The organism is Rhodobacter sp. P1_C2 (assembly GCF_056406375.1).
In genome coordinates this window covers 180,391-199,416 of record NZ_JBFUAG010000010.1, presented here as the reverse complement: position 1 = coordinate 199,416, position 19,026 = coordinate 180,391, and the positions used below count along the sequence as shown (strand labels likewise).

The 19,026-nt window shown below is 66.2% G+C and carries 16 protein-coding genes; 14 read left to right on the top strand and 2 right to left on the bottom strand.

What is annotated here, in order from left to right:
* Positions 1-6: 6 nt before the first annotated feature.
* From araH to AC1DZT_RS17995, 5 genes are read left to right on the top strand one after another with little or no spacing between them, the layout of a single operon-like run.
* Complete coding sequence (araH, locus tag AC1DZT_RS18015) at positions 7-957, top strand: L-arabinose ABC transporter permease AraH (protein ID WP_478008026.1); 951 nt, start codon at positions 7-9, stop codon at positions 955-957.
* Between the two features lie 3 nt (positions 958-960).
* On the top strand, positions 961-1,788 hold the full coding sequence (locus tag AC1DZT_RS18010) for an aldose 1-epimerase (protein WP_478008025.1): 828 nt from the start codon (positions 961-963) through the stop codon (positions 1,786-1,788).
* Between the two features lie 3 nt (positions 1,789-1,791).
* Positions 1,792-2,565: an SDR family oxidoreductase gene (locus tag AC1DZT_RS18005; protein ID WP_478008024.1), complete on the top strand. Its 774-nt coding sequence runs from the start codon at positions 1,792-1,794 to the stop codon at positions 2,563-2,565.
* A gap of 4 nt (positions 2,566-2,569) precedes the next feature.
* The gene (dgoD, locus tag AC1DZT_RS18000) at positions 2,570-3,718 is read left to right on the top strand and encodes a galactonate dehydratase (protein WP_478008023.1); all 1,149 of its coding nucleotides are present in this window, start codon (positions 2,570-2,572) and stop codon (positions 3,716-3,718) included.
* Between the two features lie 3 nt (positions 3,719-3,721).
* Positions 3,722-4,645, top strand: a complete 924-nt coding sequence (locus tag AC1DZT_RS17995; RefSeq protein WP_478008022.1) for a dihydrodipicolinate synthase family protein — start codon at positions 3,722-3,724, stop codon at positions 4,643-4,645.
* A gap of 9 nt (positions 4,646-4,654) precedes the next feature.
* Here the strand turns inward: AC1DZT_RS17995 and AC1DZT_RS17990 are convergent, their stop codons facing one another.
* On the bottom strand, positions 4,655-5,533 hold the full coding sequence (locus AC1DZT_RS17990; protein ID WP_478008021.1) for a LysR substrate-binding domain-containing protein: 879 nt from the start codon (positions 5,531-5,533) through the stop codon (positions 4,655-4,657).
* Between the two features lie 95 nt (positions 5,534-5,628).
* Here AC1DZT_RS17990 and AC1DZT_RS17985 point away from each other — a divergent pair, with 95 nt between their 5' ends.
* From AC1DZT_RS17985 to AC1DZT_RS17955, 7 genes are all read left to right on the top strand, one after another.
* Positions 5,629-7,281, top strand: coding sequence for a Na/Pi cotransporter family protein (locus tag AC1DZT_RS17985; RefSeq protein WP_478008020.1), 1,653 nt, complete (start codon positions 5,629-5,631; stop codon positions 7,279-7,281).
* Positions 7,282-7,384: 103 nt separating this feature from the next.
* Positions 7,385-8,572: a 2-aminoethylphosphonate--pyruvate transaminase gene (locus AC1DZT_RS17980; protein WP_478008019.1), complete on the top strand. Its 1,188-nt coding sequence runs from the start codon at positions 7,385-7,387 to the stop codon at positions 8,570-8,572.
* Between the two features lie 27 nt (positions 8,573-8,599).
* Positions 8,600-9,850, top strand: coding sequence for a phosphonoacetate hydrolase (gene phnA / locus AC1DZT_RS17975; protein WP_478008018.1), 1,251 nt, complete (start codon positions 8,600-8,602; stop codon positions 9,848-9,850).
* 8 nt (positions 9,851-9,858) lie between these two features.
* Entirely contained in the window at positions 9,859-11,316 is a 1,458-nt protein-coding gene (phnY, locus tag AC1DZT_RS17970; RefSeq protein ID WP_478008017.1) for a phosphonoacetaldehyde dehydrogenase, read from the top strand.
* A 323-nt stretch (positions 11,317-11,639) separates the two neighbouring features.
* Complete coding sequence (locus tag AC1DZT_RS17965) at positions 11,640-12,659, top strand: putative 2-aminoethylphosphonate ABC transporter substrate-binding protein (protein WP_478008016.1); 1,020 nt, start codon at positions 11,640-11,642, stop codon at positions 12,657-12,659.
* A 106-nt stretch (positions 12,660-12,765) separates the two neighbouring features.
* Positions 12,766-13,848, top strand: a complete 1,083-nt coding sequence (locus tag AC1DZT_RS17960; RefSeq protein ID WP_478008015.1) for a putative 2-aminoethylphosphonate ABC transporter ATP-binding protein — start codon at positions 12,766-12,768, stop codon at positions 13,846-13,848.
* Position 13,849: 1 nt separating this feature from the next.
* Positions 13,850-15,856: a putative 2-aminoethylphosphonate ABC transporter permease subunit gene (locus AC1DZT_RS17955; protein WP_478008014.1), complete on the top strand. Its 2,007-nt coding sequence runs from the start codon at positions 13,850-13,852 to the stop codon at positions 15,854-15,856.
* A gap of 25 nt (positions 15,857-15,881) precedes the next feature.
* Here AC1DZT_RS17955 and AC1DZT_RS17950 read toward each other — a convergent pair whose 3' ends face one another.
* A complete protein-coding gene (locus AC1DZT_RS17950) occupies positions 15,882-16,772 on the bottom strand; it encodes a LysR family transcriptional regulator (RefSeq protein ID WP_478008013.1) in 891 nt (296 codons plus the stop codon).
* A gap of 91 nt (positions 16,773-16,863) precedes the next feature.
* Between AC1DZT_RS17950 and AC1DZT_RS17945 the strand changes: the two genes are divergently transcribed.
* Positions 16,864-17,991 carry an alanine racemase gene (locus tag AC1DZT_RS17945; RefSeq protein ID WP_478008012.1) on the top strand — a complete coding sequence of 376 codons (1,128 nt, stop codon included), beginning with the start codon at positions 16,864-16,866 and terminating at the stop codon, positions 17,989-17,991.
* 10 nt (positions 17,992-18,001) lie between these two features.
* Positions 18,002-18,922, top strand: coding sequence for an ornithine cyclodeaminase family protein (locus AC1DZT_RS17940; RefSeq protein ID WP_478008011.1), 921 nt, complete (start codon positions 18,002-18,004; stop codon positions 18,920-18,922).
* Positions 18,923-19,026: the final 104 nt, after the last annotated feature.

The following is a 19,026-nucleotide window of genomic DNA, read 5'->3' as shown; positions in this document are numbered from 1 at the left end:
ACCGCCATGCAAGACCAACTCAAGAAACTGCTTCTGGGCGAACAGGGGCTTGTCGTCATCTTTCTTCTGGCCTTCGCGCTGGTCTCGCTTCTGGTGCCGAATTTCCTGACCGAGCGGAACATGCTGGGCCTGCTGCAATCGGTGGTCACGGTGGGGATCGTCGCCTGCACCATGATGTTTTGCCTGGCCGCGCGGGATTTCGACCTCTCGGTCGGCTCCATCGTGGCCTTTGCCGGCATGGTGGCGGTGATGGCGTCCAATGCCACCGGGTCGATCCTGCTGGGCCTTCTGGCGGCGCTGGTCTGCGGCTTTGTCGTCGGGCTGATCAACGGCGTGGTGATCGCGAAATTCCGCATCAACGCGCTGATCACCACGCTGGCCACGATGCAGATCGTGCGGGGCCTGGCGCTGATCGCCTCGGATGGCCGGGCGGTGGGGATCAACGATCCGGCCTTCTTCAACATAGCGCTCAACAAATACTTCGGCGTGCCCGCGCCGATCTGGGTGCTGGGCCTTTTGTTCGTACTGTTCGGCTTCGTGCTGAACCGGACAGTGTTCGGGAAGAACACCCTCGCCATCGGCGGCAACCCCGAGGCCTCGCGTCTCGCAGGCGTCAATGTCGACCGCACCCGGATCCTGATCTTTGCGCTGCAGGGCCTGGTCTGCGCGGTGGCGGGGGTGCTTCTGGCCTCGCGGATCACCTCGGGTCAGCCGAATGCGGCGGTGGGGCTGGAGCTTTCGGTCATCTCGGCCTGCGTGCTGGGCGGGGTGTCGCTGGCGGGCGGGCGGGCGGCGATTGCCGGGGTGATCGTGGGTGTGATGATCATGGGCATCGCCGAGAATGCGATGAACCTTTTGAACATCCCGGCCTTCTACCAATATATCGTGCGCGGCGTGATCCTGCTGCTGGCGGTCCTGCTCGACAACCTGCGGTCCAGCGCCTGGGGTCGGCGCTAGGCCATGCTGCGGCTTCAGAACGCGGCGCTGGCGGTCAGCCTTTGCCCGGACGGCGCGGGCCTGAGGGGAGAGATGCGCGACGGGCGGACGTTTCTGGGACCCAAGCCCTGCTTTCCCCTCGTACCGCTTGGCAACCGGGTGGAGGGCAATTCCTTCGCGCTGGACGGGCAGCTTTACCGCTTTGCGCCCAATACGGCCGAGCCCTTCTATCTGCATGGCGATGGCTGGCTGGCCCGGTGGCAGGTGGCGGCCTCCAGCGCCATGCGGGCGCATCTCGTGCTGGACCAGACCCAGCCCGCCGCCTCGCCCCATGTCTACCGCGCGGAGATGAGCGTGACCCTGAAGCGCGCCGCGCTGGCTGTTGCCCTGTCGGTGACCAACCGGGGCGCGCGGGTCATGCCCTTTGGCCTTGGCCTGCATCCCTTCTTTCCACGCAGCCCCGCCACAAGAGTCACCGCCCCGGCGCAGGCCTTCTGGAGCGAGGCTGCCGGCCACCTGCCCGGCACGCGCGGCCCGGTTCCCGCCAACGCCGATTTCACCAGCGCAGCGCCCTTGCCACAGCACCGTCTGAACAACGCTTACGAGGGATGGCGCGGCCGGGCCCGCATCGAATGGCCCGAGACCGGGCTGCGGCTGGATCTGCGCGCCGATCCGATCTTTGCCCATCTGATGGCCTATGCGCCCGCGGATGACGCCAGCTTTTTCTGCCTGGAGCCGATGACCCATCTGCCCAATGCCCTGGCCCTGCAGGGACCGCAGGCCTTGCATCTTCTGGCGCCGGGCCAGACCCTGTCCGGGCGCATCACCTTTCACCTTTCGGATCTGGAGTAGAGCATGGCCGATCGTCTGGCAGGCAAACGCATCTTTCTGACCGGCGCCGCGCAGGGCATCGGCCTGGCCATCGCCCGCGCCTGCCTGCGCGAGGGGGCGGCCCTCTTCCTGATCGACCGCGACGCCGCCCTTCTGGCAAAGGCGGTGGCGGATCTGGGCGCGCCGGAAAGGATCGGGTCTGCCGTGGCCGATATCGCCGACCGCGCCGCGATCGAGGCGGCGCTGGCGCAGGCCTCCGCGACCCTTGGCCCGATCAATGCGGTGATCAACAATGCCGGGATCAACGTCTTCGGCGCGCCGCTCGACACCCCGGACGCGGACTGGCAGCGCAATTTCGATGTGAACGTGAAGGGCGCCTGGAACTGCTGCCGCGCCGCCCTGCCGGGGATGATCGCGGCGGGCGGCGGGGCGATCCTCAACATCGCCTCGACCCACAGCTTCACCATCATCCCCGGCACCTTCCCCTATCCGGTCGCCAAACACGCGCTTCTGGGCCTGACGAAATCGCTGGCGCTGGAATTTGCCCCGCAAGGCGTGCGGGTCAATGCCATAGCCCCCGGCTATGTGCAGACGCAAAAGACGCTCGACTGGTGGGCCAGCTTCCCCGACCCGGCCGCCGCCCGCGCCGCAACGCTCGCCCTGCACCCCGGCGGTCGCATCGCCACCCCGGAGGAGATCGCCATGGCGGCGGTCTTCATGATCTCGGACGAGACCCCCTTCATGACCGCGGCCTGCCTCGTCATCGATGGCGGCCTCAGCACCCTGCAACACGGATAGGCCCATGAAAATCACCGCGCTGAAAACCTTTATCGTCCCGCCGCGCTGGCTGTTTCTGAAGATCGAGACCGACGAGGGCCTTGTCGGCTGGGGCGAGCCGGTGCTGGAAGGTCATGCCGAAACCCTCGCCGCCAAGATCCGCGAGCTGGAAACCGTGATGATCGGCCGTGACCCGATGCTGATCGAGGACACCTGGCAGATGATCTACCGCAACGGCTGTTACCGTGGCGGCCCGGTTTTGATGAGTGCGATGTCGGGCATCGACATGGCGCTGTGGGATATCAAGGGCAAGGCCTACGGCCAGCCGGTCCATGCCCTGCTGGGCGGAAAGGTGCGCGACCGGGTGCGCAGCTATCGCTGGATCGGCGGCGACCGGCCGCAGAACCTGATCGAAGAGGCGCAGGCGCTGCTGGCGCTTGGCTATGACGCCTGCAAGTTCAACGTCACCGAAGAGCTGCAATACATCGACAGCAACCGCAAGGTGGACCAGATCGTCGCCCGCGTCGGTGCCTTGCGCGATGCGGTGGGTTCGGCCCTGGACCTCGCCTTTGATTTCCACGGGCGGGTGCATGCGCCGATGGCGAAGGTGCTGTTGAAGGAGATGGAATATCTCCGCCCGATGTTCGTGGAGGATGCCGTGGTCTCGGCCCATGTCGATGTCATGGCCGATCTCGCGCGCTCCACCCCGATCACGCTGTGCATCGGCGAGCGGCTGCATTCGCGCTATGACTTCCGCCCGGTGTTTGAAAAGCGCGCGGCGGGCCTGATCAACCCCGACACCGCCCATGTCGGCGGCATATCCGAGATGGTGCGGATCGGTCACATGGCCGAGGCCTATGACGTGGGGCTGGCACCGCATTGCCCGCTTGGCCCGATTGCGCTGGCCGCCTGCCTGCAGGTCGATGCGATCTGCTACAACGCTGTCATCCAGGAACAAAGCCTCGGCATCCATTACAACCAGGGCGGCGATCTGAACGATTACCTGACCCCGGACAGCCGTTTCAAGGTGGTGGATGGCTTCCTGCCGATCCCGATGGGGCCGGGTCTGGGCATCGCGGTGGATGAGGCCGTGGTGGCCGAACGCGCGGCGCTGGGCCATGCCTGGCGGGCGCCGGTCTGGCGCCATGCCGATGGCGCGATTGCGGATTGGTAAGGCATGCGCGACTTTTCGACCGACCAGCTGCACGGCATCCATGCCATCCTCTACGCCCTGTTCGATGGGGCCGAGCGGCTTGACCGCGACGCGATGCGCCGGCAGGTCCGGCACTGTCTGGAGGCCGGGGTGCATGGCATGGCCGCCTTGGGCCTTGCCACCGAGGTTGCCAAGCTGACCGGGGCCGAGCGCCGGACCGTGATGGACTGGGTGGCCGAGGATACCGCGGGCGCCGTGCCCCTGGCCTTCACCATCTTCGGCGCCTCGGTGGCCGAGCAGGTCGAACAGGTCCGCCATGCGGAAAGCGTCGGTGCGGATTGGGTGATCCTGCAACCGCCGATGGTCGGCAGCTATGGCGCGGCGGAATATATCCGCTTCTTTGGCCGCGTGGCGGAGGCCACGGCGCTGCCCGTCGCGATCCAGAACGCGCCCGCCTTCATGGGGCGGGGCCTGAGTGCCGCAGAGATCGCCGATCTGGTCCGCCAGCATCCCAATATCCGCGCCATCAAGGGCGAAGGTCCGGTCACCGAAATAGCCGCCGTCCTCGCCGCGACCGGCGGCAGCCTGCCGGTGTTCAATGGCCGTGCGGGTCTGGAAATGCTCGACAATTTCCGCATCGGCTGTCGCGGCCTGATCCTCGCCCCCGATTGCATCGACCATGCCGTCGCGGCCTACGAGGCCTACCGGCGCGGCAACATGGCCGGGGCCGAGGCGCGCTACGCCGCCATGCTGCCCGCTGTCGTGGCCACGATGCAGGGGCTGGAACATCTGGTCTGCTACGGCAAAAGGCTTTACGCGGCGCGGGTGGGGAGCGAGGTCCATGACCGCGCCCCCGCCCTGCGGCCGAACCAGACCGGCCTTGAGATGGTGGCGCGCCTTGCGGCCAGCCTTGGCCCCCTGCGGCGGCAGGCGCCGGTCAAGGGCTGACGCCCCGGTTCAGGCCCGGCCCAGGTTCGCCTGGCGCGCCATTTCGAAAAAGGCCTGCACCAGTTTGGAGTTGCGCCTTTCGTGCAGGCAGATCAGCGCCTCGTCCATCATCATCCTGTCGTCGGGGTCGAGCCTTATCGCCACCAGCCGGCTGTCCTCGCCAAACTCCACCAGCGAGACAAAGCCGATGCCGACACCCGAGGCCACGATCTCGCGCACGGCCTCGCGGCCCTCGGCCTCGATCGTGGGTTTCAGCTCGATCCCTTCGGCGCGGGCGGCCTCCTCCAGCTTCAGCCGCGTCTTCGATCCGCGTTCGCGCAGGACAAGCGGATGGTCGGCCAGTTCGGCAAAGGTCAGACGTTCGGCCTTGGCCAGCGGGTGATGCGCCGCGACGAAGGCGATGATGGGGGAGGAGCTGAGAAGCTCGCTGTCGAAATTCTTCAGCGTCGGCATCTCGCCCAGGATGCCCAGGTCGGCCTCGTAATTGTGCAGGCTGGTCACCACCGTTTCGGTATTGCCCGAACGGACCGAGATCTTCACCCCAGGATAGCGTTTGCGGAAAGCGGCGAGGATATGCAGTAGATGGTGCGCGCTGTCGGCGACGATGCGCAGGTTGCCCGATTGCAGCGCCCGGCTTTCCGACAGGAAATCCAGCGCCTGCTGTTCGCAGTCGAAAAGCCTGCGGGTGATCTGCAGCAACTGCTCGCCCGCGGCGGTCAGCACCACCTGCTTGCGGATGCGGTTGAACAGCAACACGTCATATTCCTCCTCCAGCTTGCTGACCTGGTCAGAGATGGCGGGCTGGGTCAGGAACAGCGCCTCGGCGGCGCGCGAGAACCCGCCACAGGTGGCGACATAGTGAAAGGCACGAAGCTGGACATAGCGCATGGGTCACCTGTGGAATCTATGATTGGATAAGAACTAACGATTTGAATTATGAGTGGCAATGGCGCCTTTTGGGGGATCACCCGCAGGAGGCCGCCATGCACCCTTTTCTGATCCTCATTCACCTTGCCGCCGCCGTCATGCTGCTCTTGTGGGCGGTGCGGATGGTCGGCACCGGGATGGACCGCGCCTGGGGGGCCGGTCTGCGCGCCGTGCTGCGCCGCGCCGGGGGCGGGGCGCTGGGCATGGCGATGGCCGGGACCGTGCTGGCGGTGATCCTGCAAAGCGCCACGGCGGTGGGCATCCTGGCCGCGGGCTTTGCGACCTCCGGCATCCTCAGCATCAGTGCCGGGATCGCGGCGCTGCTGGGGGCGGATCTCGGCTCGGCGCTGGTGGTCAAGCTTTTGTCCTTTGACCTCAGCGAGCTGATCCCGGTCCTGGTGCTGACCGGCGCCACGCTGTTCCTGAAGTTCGAACAAAGGCAGCTGAAGCAGATCGGGCGGGTGGTGCTGGGGGTGGCCTTCATCCTGATGTCGCTGCGCATGGTGGGGGCCGCGACCGAGCCTTTGCGGCAAAGCGCCGTGCTGCCGCAGATCGCGGGCTGGCTGGCGGGCGATCCGCTGACCGCCTTCGTCGTGGCGGCCCTGCTGGCCTGGGGGCTGCATTCCTCGGTTGCGACGCTGCTGATCTTTGCCAATTTCGCGGTGGGCGGCGTGCTTCCGGCCGAGGCGGCGGCGCCGATGGTGCTGGGGGCGAACCTCGGCGGGGCGATGGTCGCGGTCTGGCTGACCCGGGGTGCCGGGCTGCCCGCCCGGCGGATTCCGCTGGCCAACCTGATGTTTCGCGGCGTGGGGGCGGGGATCGCCCTTTTGCTCTTGCAGGTCGTGCCGCATCCCCTGGCGCATCTGGGCACGGGGGCCGGGGTCCAGCTGGTCAACTTCCATCTCTTGTTCAACCTCGGCCTCCTGCTGCTGTCCTTGCCCTTCACCGGCCTGATGGACAGGCTCACCGCGCGGCTCTGGCCCACGCCCGAGGGCGCTGCCGCCGCCACATGGCAAAGCGCGCTGGACCGCAGCGCGATCAGCCGGCCCAACCTCGCCCTGGCCAGCGCGCAGCGCGAGCTTTTGCGGATGGGCGAGACGCTGGAGGCGATGCTGCGCCCGGTGATGGACCTGCTGGAGGCGGGCGATGATCGCGGCATCACCCGTCTTCGCGCCATGGATGCCGAGATCAACCAGCGCCACAGCGACATCAAGCTTTTCGTGGCCGAACTGAACCGCGGCGTCCTGACCGAGGACGAGGCCCGGCGCGGGCTGGAACTCGCCGGCCTCGCCAACGACTTCGAGGCGATCGGCGACATCATTGCCAAGACCCTGCTGTCGCAGGCCTCCGACAAGGCAAGGCTGAAAGTGCGATTCTCTGACGAGGGCTGGCAAGAGCTCAACAGCCTGCACGCGAGGGTGATGGCCAATGCGCAGATCGCGCTGAATGTTCTGGTCTCGAAAGACCTGGAAAGCGCGCGGCTTCTGGTCGCCGAAAAGGCCGTGCTGCGCCAGGTGGAGCGCGATTTTCACGACCGCCATATCGCCAGGCTGCGCTCTGGCAACCTGCGCAGCATCGACACCAGCGACATCCATATGGAGGTGGTGCGCGCGCTGAAGGAGGTGAACTCCCTCCTCGTCAAGGTCGCCTATCCGATCCTGTCGGATTCGGGCCTGCTTCTGGAAAGCCGGCTGGCGGAACCGGCATAGATCATCGTTTCTGCCGATGATCTGATCTTAAATAACGATTTTACATATAAATCACCCCATGGAAAACTGCCTTCAGATCGAGGTTCAACCCCAAGAGGCCACCATGACAAAAGCCGATACCGCCTTCGAAGACCCCCGTCTGGGCGAGCCCTTCCTGCTGACGCCGGGGCCGCTGACCACGGCTTACAGCGTCAAGGAAGCGATGCTGCGCGATTGGGGTTCGTGGGATGGCGATTTCCGCGCCATGACGAAATCCATGTGCGATCAACTGGTTGCCCTGGCGGGTGACACCAGGGGCGAATTTGCCTGCGTGCCGGTCCAGGGCTCGGGCTCCTTCTGCTGCGAGGCGATGCTGGGCACGCTGGTGCCGCGCGATGGCAAGGTCCTGGTGCTGGCCAATGGCGCCTATGGCCTGCGCGCGGCGGAGACGCTGCGGGTGATGGGCCGGGCCTATACGCTGATCGACAAGGGCGACTACCTGCCGCCGCGGGGCGACGAGGTGGGCCGCGCGCTCGACGCCGATCCCGCCATCACCCATGTCATCGCGATCCATTGCGAGACCTCCTCGGGCATCCTGAACCCGGTGGCCGAGATTGCCGCGGCGGTCGCCGCACGGGGCCGCAAGCTGCTGGTGGATTCGATGTCGGCCTTCGGCGCGGTCGATCTGGACGTGAACCGCATCCAATACGATGCCTTCGTCTCCTCGGCCAACAAATGCATCGAAGGCGTGCCCGGCTTCGGCTTTGTCATCGCCCGCAAATCGGCGCTGGAGGCCGCAAAGGGCAATGCCCATTCGCTCAGCCTCGATGTCCATGCGCAATGGGTGGCGATGGTGAAGACCGGCCAGTGGCGCTTTACCCCGCCGACCCACAGCATCGCGGCCTTTCTGGAGGCCTTGCGGCTGCACGCGGCCGAAGGTGGCGTGGCCGGGCGCGGCGCCCGCTATACAAGCAACCGCGACGTGATGGTGGCGGGGATGCGCGGCCTCGGCTTTGAAACCCTGCTCGCCGATGCCTGGCTGTCGCCGATCATCGTGACCTTCTTCAACCCTTCCCATCCGAACTTCGTTTTCTCGACCTTCTACGACCTGATGAAGGCCAAGGGCTTCATCATCTACCCGGGCAAGCTGACCGTGGTGGACAGCTTCCGCATCGGCTGCATCGGGCGGATGGACGAAGCCATCATGCGCCGGGTGGTCGAAGCTGCCGCCGCCTGCCTGGCCGACATGGGCGTCGACAGCGCCGCCCCGCCCGCCACAGCGATTGCCGAGCGCGCAAAACTCGCCGCCTGACCCCCTTTTCACAGAACGGACCTGACCATGAACGCCCATATCCGCCCCCCCGTCGTCGCCAATGACCGCACCTATCCCTGGCCCAAGGTGACCGCGATCGCGATCTGCCTCGATGGCTGCGAACCCGCCTATCTGGAAGTCGCCATTGCCAAGGGCCTGATGCCGACCCTGAAGAAGATGCGCGAGGTCGGCACCGACCGGCTGGCGCATTCGGTGATCCCCTCCTTCACCAACCCCAACAACCTGTCCATCGCGACCGGCCGCCCGCCCGCCGTCCACGGCATCTGCGGCAACTACCTGTACGAGCGCGAAACCGGCAAGGAAGTCATGATGAACGACGTGCGCTTTCTGCGCGCGCCCACCGTCTTCGGCCAGTTCTACGAGGCCGGCGCCCGCGTCGCAGTGGTGACGGCCAAGGACAAGCTGCGCGCCCTTCTGGGGGCGGGCCTGCGCTTTGACGAGGACCGCGCGCTCTGCTTCTCGGCCGAGCGGTCGGACAAGGCGACGCTCAACGAAAACGGCATCGACAATGCCAGCGCCTGGCTCGGCAAGCCGGTGCCCGAGGTCTATTCCGCCGACCTGTCCGAATTCGTCTTTGCCGCCGGGGTGAAGCTGTTGCGCGACTGGAAGCCGGATGTGATGTACCTGACCACCACCGATTATGTGCAGCACAAATACGCGCCCGAGGATGCCCAGGCGCAAAGCTTCTACAAGATGTTCGACCTCTACCTTGCGCAGCTGGATGCGATGGGGGCGGCGATCGTCGTGACCGCCGACCACGGGATGAAGCCGAAGCACCTGGCCGATGGCTCGCCCGCCGTGATTTATGTCCAGGACAAGCTGGATGCGATGCTGGGCAAGGATGCGGCACGGGTGATCCTGCCGATCACCGACCCCTATGTCGTCCACCACGGCGCCCTCGGCTCTTTCGCCACCGCCTATCTGCCCGACGGCGCCGATCAGGCCAAGGTCATCGCGGAACTTGCCGCCATTCCCGAAATGACGCTGGTGGTCGACAAGGCCGAGGCGGTCCGCCGCTTTGAACTGCCGGGCGACCGGATCGGCGATATCGTGATGATCTCGGGCGAGAACATGACGCTGGGCACCTCGGCCCACCGCCACGACCTTGCCGCGCTGAACGAGCCCTTGCGCAGCCATGGCGGGCTGACCGAACAGGTCGTGCCCTTCATCGTCAACCGGGTGCTGGATCTGCCCTCGGCCCCGGTCCTGCGCAACTTCGACGCCTTCTACTTCGCCTGCACCGCAGCGGCGCTGTGAGGTCCGAGATGCTGAAAAGAACCCCTCCCATCGCGATAAGGCACGAGACGATGCGCATTGCCGGCCGCAAGGTCGACACGGTGGAGCGTGTGCCGGTCCACTACCCCTGGACGGAAGAGCTGATCGGCACCGTGCCCGCCGGCACCGCCGAACATGCGCGCGAGGCCTTTGCCATCGCCGCCGCCTATCAGCCGACCCTGACCCGCTACGAACGCCAGAAGATCCTTCTCAACATCGCCCGCATCATCAACGAGCGGAAGGCCGAGCTTGCGCCGATCATCACGGCGGAGCTGGGCATCTCGCTGGCCGATGCGCTTTACGAATGCGGTCGGGCCTTCGACGTCTATACCCTGACCGGGCAGATGTGCATCCATGACGATGGCGAGATCTTCTCCTGCGATCTGACCCCGCATGGCAAGGCGCGCAAGATCTTCACCACGCGCGAACCCTTGCGGGCGATCTCGGCCATCACGCCCTTCAACCACCCGCTCAACATGGTCAGCCACAAGATCGCCCCGGCGATTGCCACCAACAACTGCATCGTGGTCAAGCCGACGGAACTGACGCCGCTGACCGCGCTCTGGCTCGCCGATGCGATCTATGAGGCGGGGCTGCCGCCGCAGATGCTGTCGGTCCTCACCGGCTGGCCCGCCGATATCGGCGAGGAGATGATCACCAACCCCGATTTCGACCTGATCACCTTCACCGGCGGCGTGCCGGTGGGCAAGATGATCGCGGCCAAGGCGGTCTACAAGCGCCAGGTGCTGGAACTCGGCGGCAATGATCCCCTGATCATCTGCAACGACCTCAGCGATGCCGATCTGGCCAAGGCCGCCGATCTGGCCGTGGCGGGGGCGACCAAGAACTCTGGCCAGCGCTGCACGGCGGTGAAGCGGATCCTGGTGCAGGAGAGTGTCGCCGACCGCTTCGTGCCCTTGGTCCTGGAACGCGCCAAGGCCCTGCGCTTTGGCGACCCGATGGACCCGAAGACCGACCTTGGCTGCGTCGTCCATGCCCGCGCGGCAGAGGTCTTCGAGAACCGCGTCCACCTGGCCGAGGCCGAGGGGGCCCGGATCCTCTACCACCCGGGCCGCAAGGGCGCGCTTCTGCCGCCCATCGTGGTCGATCACGTCAGCCATGACAGCGAGCTGGTGCTGGAAGAGACCTTCGGCCCGGTCATCCCGATCGTGCGGGTGCCCGATGACGATGCCGAGACGATGCGGATTTCCAACTCCACCGCCTTCGGCCTGTCGTCGGGGGTCTGCACCAACGATTACCGAAGGATGCAAGCCTATATCAAAGGTCTGGTCGTGGGCACCGTCAACATCTGGGAAGTCCCCGGCTACCGGATCGAGATGTCGCCCTTCGGCGGCATCAAGGACAGCGGCAATGGCTACAAGGAAGGCGTGATCGAGGCGATGAAAAGCTTCACCAACGTCAAGACCTTCTCGCTGCCCTGGGCGTGAATGCAAGCAAGCGTTGCAAAAGGTTGCCCGGCAAGGGAAATCTCTGCCGGGCGTCCTGACGCGCACCTCTCTGAGAACAGGCCGCCCCCGACCCGGGGGGCCTGCGCAGGCTTGCGCCGTCGTGCCCTGACGCTGGCGCAAGGATCATCGCTTCCCACGATGATTACATAAAAATAATAGATTTTACTTATCAGCTGCAATGCCGCCCCCTGAGGTCATGGCGCCAAATCCGGCAGAAGACCGGGCCATGACCGCCGAAGCTGAACGTGTGGCCAGACAAGGCCGCCGCCCCATCCACTCCCTGTCCAACGAGGAAAACCGACATGAGCCTTAAAACAGTCCTGGCCTCATCGGCCATTGCGGTTCTGGGGGCCTTTGCCGCCCATGCCGAGACCGAACTGACCGTCTACACCGCCTTCGAGGCGGAGTTTCTGGAACGCTATGCCGCGGCCTTCAATGCCGAGCATCCGGATATCAAGATCAACTGGGTGCGCGATTCCACCGGGGTCGTGACGGCAAAACTGCTGGCCGAGAAGAACAACCCCAGCGCCGATGTGGTCTGGGGCCTGGCTGCGACCTCGCTTCTGGTCCTCAAGACCGAAGGCATGCTGGAACCCTATGCCCCCGCCGGGGTCGAAAAGCTGGACCCGCGCTTTGTGGACAATGACCAGCCGCCCTCCTGGGTTGGCCTGGACGCCTGGCTCGCCGCGATCTGCTACAACACGGTCGAAGGCGCCAAACTGGGCCTGACCGCGCCGACCAGCTGGGAGGATCTGACCAAGCCGGAATATGCCGGCCATGTGGTGATGCCAAACCCGGCCTCGTCCGGCACCGGCTTCCTCGATGTCTCCGCTTGGCTCCAGACCTTCGGCGAGGCCAAGGGCTGGGACTACATGGACCGCCTGCATGCCAATGTGGCGAGCTATACCCATTCCGGATCGAAGCCCTGCAAGATGGCGGCGGCGGGGGAAACCGCGGTCGGCGTCTCCTTCGCGTTCCGGGGCGCGCAATCCATCTCTGACGGCGCGCCGATCCAGGTGATCACCCCCAGCGAGGGCCTGGGCTGGGACACCGAAGCCGCGGCCATCATCGGCGGCACACCCAAGCTTGAGGCGGCAAAGACCCTGGTGGACTGGTCGATCTCTCCGGCGGCGATGAAGGAATACAACGTCGGCTATGCAGTTCTGGCCCTGCCGGGCGTGGCCAAGCCGGTGGCGAATTATCCGGCCGATGCCGAAGCCAAGATGATCAAGAACGATTTCGAATGGGCGGCGAACAACCGGGCCCGGATCCTCGCGGAATGGTCCAAGCGCTATGACACGAAGAGCGAGCCGAAGTCCTGAACCTGACCCCCGCGTGGGCCTTGCCGGCCCACGCCCAAGCGACCGGAGCCGCAGCATGAACGCCATGAATTCGCCGAACCTTTCCCTCTTGAAGGAGGCAGGGACCGTGACAGACGACTATCTCCGCATTGAAAACCTCTGGAAGATCTACGGCGAGTTCGCGGCCCTGCGCGATGTGTCGCTGCGGATCGGCAAGGGCGAGTTCGTCTGCTTTCTGGGCCCCTCGGGCTGCGGCAAGACCACGCTTCTGCGCGCCATCGCCGGGCTGGAACCGCAGACGCGCGGCGCGATCCTGCAGGACGGCCGCGACATTTCGAACCTGCCGGCCTCGAAGCGCGATTACGGCATCGTCTTTCAATCCTATGCGCTGTTCCCGAACCTGACCGTGGCGCGCAACGTCGCCTTCGGTCTGGAAAACACCGGCCGCCCGAAGGCCGAGATCACCCGCCGCGTGGCCGAACTGCTGGCGCTGGTCGGCCTTTCGGACAAGGCCGGGCGTTATCCGGCGCAGCTGTCGGGCGGCCAGCAGCAGCGCATCGCCCTGGCGCGGTCCATCGCGATCAACCCGGGGCTTCTCTTGCTGGACGAGCCGCTTTCGGCGCTGGACGCCAAGGTCCGCATCCATCTGCGGCACGAGATCAAGGAGCTGCAGCGCAAGCTTGGCGTGACCACGATCATGGTGACCCATGACCAGGAAGAGGCGCTGTCGATGGCCGACCGCATCGTGGTGATGAACCACGGCGTGATCGAACAGATCGGCACGCCGACCGAGATCTACCGCCACCCGGCCTCGCTGTTCGTGGCGGATTTCATCGGCGAAACCAACCGCATCGCCAGCACCTACAGCCGGGGGGCGGTCACCTTGGGCAGTCTGGTTCTGAACACCGATGTGGCGGGCCTGGCCGAGGGGCAGGAGGTCATGGTGGCGATCCGCCCGGAAGACATCCTGCCCCATGCCGCGGGTCATGCGGCCCTGCCCAGGCCCAACCATCTGCCGGTAACCATCGCGGCGCGGGAATTCCTCGGCTCGTCCTGGCGGATGCATCTGCAAAGCGCCGCCCTCGGCGACCGGCCGCTGGTGGCCAATTTCTCGATGAACGCGGTGCGGCGGCTCGATCTGGCCGATGGCAGCCCCCTGACCGTGGAACTTCCTGCCGAGCGCGTGCTCGTCTTTCCGAAAGGTGCATGAGATGGACGCCGCCGACCCGATCCTGCCGCGCCGCACCGTGACCCTGAAGATCGACCGGGATGGGGTGATCAAGCGTGGCTTCATGCTGGTGATCGCGCTTTACCTGATCGTGGCGCTGGCGCTGCCGCTTTACACCATGCTGTCGAAGTCCTTCGTGACCTATGGCTTCGATCTGGCGCGCTACGAATTTCAGGTCAGCGACGAAACCGGCACGACCTTTGGCCCGCCCCGCACCGCCGCGGCGCTGAACGAGGCCCTTCACCGCTTTGGCCCGGGTGATCTGCGCAGCACCTCCGAAGGCAGGCTGCCGGTGGTCGAGCTTTTCCCCGACTTCAGCTTTCGCAGCAAGGTGACCTACCGGATGCGGGGGGTCGGCGAGGCGCCCTGGCTGGTCGGGCTGGATCTGGTCAAGTCCGGGGACTGGCAGACCTACGACAGCAACACCTTCCGCCGCATCAACCTGCGCCCGGTCGCGACGGTTGGCATGCAGAACTACCTGGCCTATTTCTCGAACCCGACGCTGTTCCGCTCGATCGAGAACTCGCTCTTCATCGCCTGTGTCAGCACCGTGCTGACCGTCGCCTTCGCCTTCGGCTTCGCCTATGCGATGACCCGCAGCTGCATGCGGCTGAAGGGCGCGATGAAGCTGGTGGCGATGATGCCGATCCTCGTGCCCTCGCTACTTCCGGGGATCGCGCTGATCTACCTCTTCGGCAACCAAGGCCTGCTGAAGGGCCTGCTGTTCGGACATTCGATCTATGGCCCGCTCGGCATCGTCATCGGTTCGGTCTTCTTCACCTTTCCGCATGCCCTGATCATCCTCTCCACCGCGCTGGCCATCGCCGACCAGCGCCAGTACGAGGCGGCCGAGGCCTTGCGCGCCACCCGCTGGCGCACCTTCTGGACAGTGACGATCCCCGGGGCGCGTTATGGTCTGATCTCGGCCGCCTTTGTGACCTTCACCCTGGTGATCACCGATTTCGGCCTGCCCAAGGTGATCGGCGGCCAGTACAACGTGCTGGCCATCGACATCTACAAACAGGTGATCGGCCAGCAGAATTTCGAGATGGGGGCGGTGGTTTCCGTCATCCTGCTGATCCCCGCCGTTCTGGCCTTTGCCATCGACCGGCAGGTGCAGAAAAAGCAGGTCTCGCAGCTTTCGGCCCGTTCGGTGCCCTATGCGCCCAAGCCGCGCCCGGGTTTCGATGCGCTTTGCCTGGTCTGGTGCGGGCTCGTGGTCGGCTTCATCCTGGTGATGATCGGCACCTGCCAGCTGGCAGCGCTGGTGAAGTTCTGGCCCTATGACATGAGCCTCACCCTGAAGAACTTCGCCTTCGACAAGATGGATGGCGGCGGCTGGGCGGCGTACCGGACCTCGATCCAGCTGGCGTCGCTGACGGCGGTGATCGGCACCGCGGTGGTCTTCACCGGCGCCTATATGGTGGAAAAGCTTGACGGATCGCACCTTTTGCGCGGCCTGTTCCAGTTCCTGGCCATGCTGCCGATGGCGGTGCCGGGCATGGTGCTGGGTCTGGCCTATATCTTCTTCTTCAACAACCCGGCCAACCCGCTGCATCCGATCTATGGCACGATGGCGATCCTCGTCGTCTCCACCGTGACGCATTTCTACACCGTCGGCCACCTGACGGTCCTGACCGCGCTGAAGCAGATCGATCCGGAGTTCGAAGCCGTCGCCACCTCGATGCGGCAGCCGTTCTGGCGGCTCTTTGGCCGGGTGACGGTGCCGATCTGCCTGCCGGCCATCCTCGACATCATGATCTATCTCTTCGTCAATGCGATGACGACGGTCTCGGCGGTGGTGTTCATCTATACCAGCCAGACGGCGCTGGCCTCGATCGCCGTGCTGAACATGGATGATGCGGGCGACATTGCCCCGGCGGCGGCGATGGGGATGATGATCTTCTACACCAACGTCCTGGCGCGGCTTCTGCACATGGCGCTGTCGCATGGCGTCCTGCGCCGCACCCAGGCCTGGCGGGTGAGGTGAGGTCCCGACATGCCACGGGCCAGCGTCACCCGATGCCGGCCAGAAGGGCCGCGACGAACAGATCGACCCGGCGCGCCCGCACGCCGCGCGGGTTGAGAAGCGCCACGATATCGGCATCGGGCAGCGACCAGCCGGGCAAAACCCGCACCAGCCGCCCGCTTTCCAGATCCGCCGCAACGCTCCATTCCGAGCGTTCGACGATGCCGAAACCCTCCAGCGCCCAGCGGCGCAGAACCTCGCCGTCGTTGCAGGAATAGACCGGGTCGATGCGCAGGTTGACCCGCACCCCTTCGGCCGAGGTGAGGGGCCAAAGCGTCGCATCGGCCCGGTTCTCGCGCAGCACGGCGATCCTGTGGCCCGCCATGTCGGACGGCGCCGCAGGAGACCCGTGCTGCGCCAGATACTCCGGCGCAGCGACGAGGAAGCGGCGGTTGGCGGCCAAACGGCGCTGTGTGATCCGCAGGTCGGGCAGCTGGCCCACATGGACGAGCACATCCCAAGGCCCCTCGCGCATCGCGGCAATCGGGTCTTCGCTGAGGGTCAGCATCGGGCGCAGGCCGGGGTGGCGGGCGGCAAAGCGCGACAGGACCGGCGCCACATGCAGCCGACCATAGCCGAAGGGGGCGATCACCTGCAGCGGCCCCTCGACCCGGCCGGCGCGGGTGGAGATATCCTCCGCCAGCGCCGTGACCTCGCCGAGGATGGCCTGGGCGCGGGTGACGAGGAAGGCGCCCTCCTCGGTCAGGCGCAGGGGACCGCGGCCACGTTCGATCAGGCGCAGGTGCAGCCGCGCCTCGATCTGCGCCAGCCGTTGCGAGACGGCGGGCGGCGTCACGTTCAGCTGCCGCGCCGCAGAGGCAAGGCTTGCCGCTTCGGACAGGGCCACCAGAAAACGAAGGTCTGAGATATCCAGCATTAAGCCTGAGCTTAATCTGCCTGTCATCCGATGTGAATGGGACCTGCATCCAAATCGCGCTAGACCTGTGGTGACCTGAAAGGATGCCCCCATGCAGCGCGACATGTCCCAAGCCCTTGCGGCCCTGACGACCCCCTCCCTCGTGCTGGAAGAGGCGATCCTAACCCGCAACATCGCGCGTCTGGCCGACCGCGCCGCGGCTCTGGGCGTGGCGCTGCGGCCGCATCTGAAGACGGCAAAATCCCTCGCCATCGCCGAACGCGTCAGCGGGGGCATTCCGGGGCCGATCACCGTCTCGACCCTGGCCGAGGCCGAGGTGTTCCATGCGGCGGGATATGCCGACATCCTTTATGCCGTGGGGATCGCGCCGCAAAAGCTGGACCGGGTGCTGGCCCTGCGCGGGCGGGGCTGCGATCTGACGGTGATCCTTGATGACAAGGGCCAGGCGCAGGCGGTGGCCGATGCCGGGGTTCCGGCGCTGATCGAGATCGACAGCGATGGCCACCGCGGCGGGGTGCGCCCCGAGGACCCCGCGCTGATCACGATCGGTAGCATTCTGGCGGCGAGGGGGTGCCTGCGCGGGGTGATGACCCATGCCGGCGAAAGCTATACCGTCCGCGGTGCTGCCGCCCATGCCCGCTTCGCCGCCTTGGAACGCGACGTGGCGGTGGCGGCGGCCGGGCGCCTGCGGGCTGCGGGCCTGCCCTGCGCCACCGTCAGCGTCGGGTCGACCCCGACCGCCCATGCCGCCGAGGACTTGACCGGCGTGACCGAGTTGCGCGCCGGGGTCTACATGTTCTTCGACCTCGTGATGGCGGGGATCGAGGTCTGCAGGCTGGAGGACATTGCGCTCAGCGTCCTGACCACGGTGATCGGGCATCAAAGCGCCAAGGGATGGACGATGATCGACGCCGGCTGGATGGCCCTGTCGCGCGACCGGGGCACGGCGACGCAGGAGCAGGACCAGGGATACGGGCTGGTCTGCGACGCCGAAGGGCGGGTGCTGCCCGACCTGATCGTCCTCAGCGCCAACCAGGAGCACGGCATCGTGGCGCGGCGCCCCGGCAGCACCGGCCCCACGCCGGACCTGCCCCTGGGCACGCGGCTGCGCATCCTGCCCAACCACGCCTGCGCCACCGCGGCCCAGCACGCCTGCTATCACGTCGCACCGCAAGCCGGGGATGCGCTGCAGACCTGGCCGCGCTTTGGCGGCTGGTGAGGGGGCCGCGATGATCCTGATCACCGAGGCGCAATCCGCCGCCCTCATCACGCCCGCGCTGGCCTATGAGGCCGCCAGCGCCGCCTTCATCGCCGCTATTTCCCCTGAGGCCGCGAGCTTTCCGGTGGTGATCGGCCATGGCAGCGACCCGCAGAACCGCTTCACCGTCAAATCCGCGGTAGGCGCAGAACTGGCCGGGCTGAAGATCGGCGCCTATTTCCCCACCAACGACGCGCGCGGCTTGCCCCGCCATGCCTCGACCATCCTGCTGATCGACCAGCAGACGGGCCGGATCGGCGCCGTGATCGAAGGCTCTGCCGTCAACGGCTACCGGACCGCCGCCGCCGATGCCCTGGCCACCGACACCCTGGCCCGCCCGGAGGCCGAGGTGCTGACCCTGATCGGCACCGGCCACCAGGCGGCCTACGAGGCGCAGGCCATCGCCCGGGTGCGCCGATTGTCCCGCGTGCTGGTCGTCGGTCGCGACCCGGCACGGCGGCAGGCCCTGGTGGACCGCTTGTGCGGCATGGGGCTGAATGCCGAAGCGGCGGAGGTCGAACCTGCCGTGCGTAGCGCCGATATTCTGGTGACGGTCACGACCTCCACCCGCCCGCTGTTCCGCTCTGACTGGGTCCGCCCCGGCACCCATATTTCGGCAATGGGAACCGACGCGCAGGGCAAGCAGGAGCTTCCGGCCGACCTCTTCCCCCGTGCCCGGCTGTTCTGCGATCTGCCCGCGCAATCGCTGCGGATCGGAGAGTTCCAGCATGCCGCGCCAGAGGCCGCCCCGACCGCCCTCGGCGCGGTGCTGACCGGTGCCGCGCCCGGCCGCCGGGGCGATGGCGAGATCACGATTTTCGACAGTTCCGGCCTGTCCCTGCAGGACCTGCATGTCGCCAAGGCCCTGCTGGACCGGCACAGGGCGGGCTGACCTGCGGGGCCGGGCGAAGGGTCCGCTCTTCCCGGGCCCTGACGTGACGGACACTGGACAAGGGGCATTTTACCTCATCTTATGCCTGCGAATTGGTATTTTAT

What these genes read in the sequence shown, in the direction of transcription:
- araH (WP_478008026.1), top strand. Translation starts at nt 7, where the DNA reads ATGCAAGACCAACTCAAGAAACTGCTTCTGGGCGAACAGGGGCTTGTC.
- AC1DZT_RS18010 (WP_478008025.1), top strand. Translation starts at nt 961, where the DNA reads ATGCTGCGGCTTCAGAACGCGGCGCTGGCGGTCAGCCTTTGCCCGGAC.
- AC1DZT_RS18005 (WP_478008024.1), top strand. Translation starts at nt 1,792, where the DNA reads ATGGCCGATCGTCTGGCAGGCAAACGCATCTTTCTGACCGGCGCCGCG.
- dgoD (WP_478008023.1), top strand. Translation starts at nt 2,570, where the DNA reads ATGAAAATCACCGCGCTGAAAACCTTTATCGTCCCGCCGCGCTGGCTG.
- AC1DZT_RS17995 (WP_478008022.1), top strand. Translation starts at nt 3,722, where the DNA reads ATGCGCGACTTTTCGACCGACCAGCTGCACGGCATCCATGCCATCCTC.
- AC1DZT_RS17990 (WP_478008021.1), bottom strand. Translation starts at nt 5,533, where the DNA reads ATGCGCTATGTCCAGCTTCGTGCCTTTCACTATGTCGCCACCTGTGGC.
- AC1DZT_RS17985 (WP_478008020.1), top strand. Translation starts at nt 5,629, where the DNA reads ATGCACCCTTTTCTGATCCTCATTCACCTTGCCGCCGCCGTCATGCTG.
- AC1DZT_RS17980 (WP_478008019.1), top strand. Translation starts at nt 7,385, where the DNA reads ATGACAAAAGCCGATACCGCCTTCGAAGACCCCCGTCTGGGCGAGCCC.
- phnA (WP_478008018.1), top strand. Translation starts at nt 8,600, where the DNA reads ATGAACGCCCATATCCGCCCCCCCGTCGTCGCCAATGACCGCACCTAT.
- phnY (WP_478008017.1), top strand. Translation starts at nt 9,859, where the DNA reads ATGCTGAAAAGAACCCCTCCCATCGCGATAAGGCACGAGACGATGCGC.
- AC1DZT_RS17965 (WP_478008016.1), top strand. Translation starts at nt 11,640, where the DNA reads ATGAGCCTTAAAACAGTCCTGGCCTCATCGGCCATTGCGGTTCTGGGG.
- AC1DZT_RS17955 (WP_478008014.1), top strand. Translation starts at nt 13,850, where the DNA reads ATGGACGCCGCCGACCCGATCCTGCCGCGCCGCACCGTGACCCTGAAG.
- AC1DZT_RS17950 (WP_478008013.1), bottom strand. Translation starts at nt 16,772, where the DNA reads ATGCTGGATATCTCAGACCTTCGTTTTCTGGTGGCCCTGTCCGAAGCG.
- AC1DZT_RS17945 (WP_478008012.1), top strand. Translation starts at nt 16,864, where the DNA reads ATGCAGCGCGACATGTCCCAAGCCCTTGCGGCCCTGACGACCCCCTCC.
- AC1DZT_RS17940 (WP_478008011.1), top strand. Translation starts at nt 18,002, where the DNA reads ATGATCCTGATCACCGAGGCGCAATCCGCCGCCCTCATCACGCCCGCG.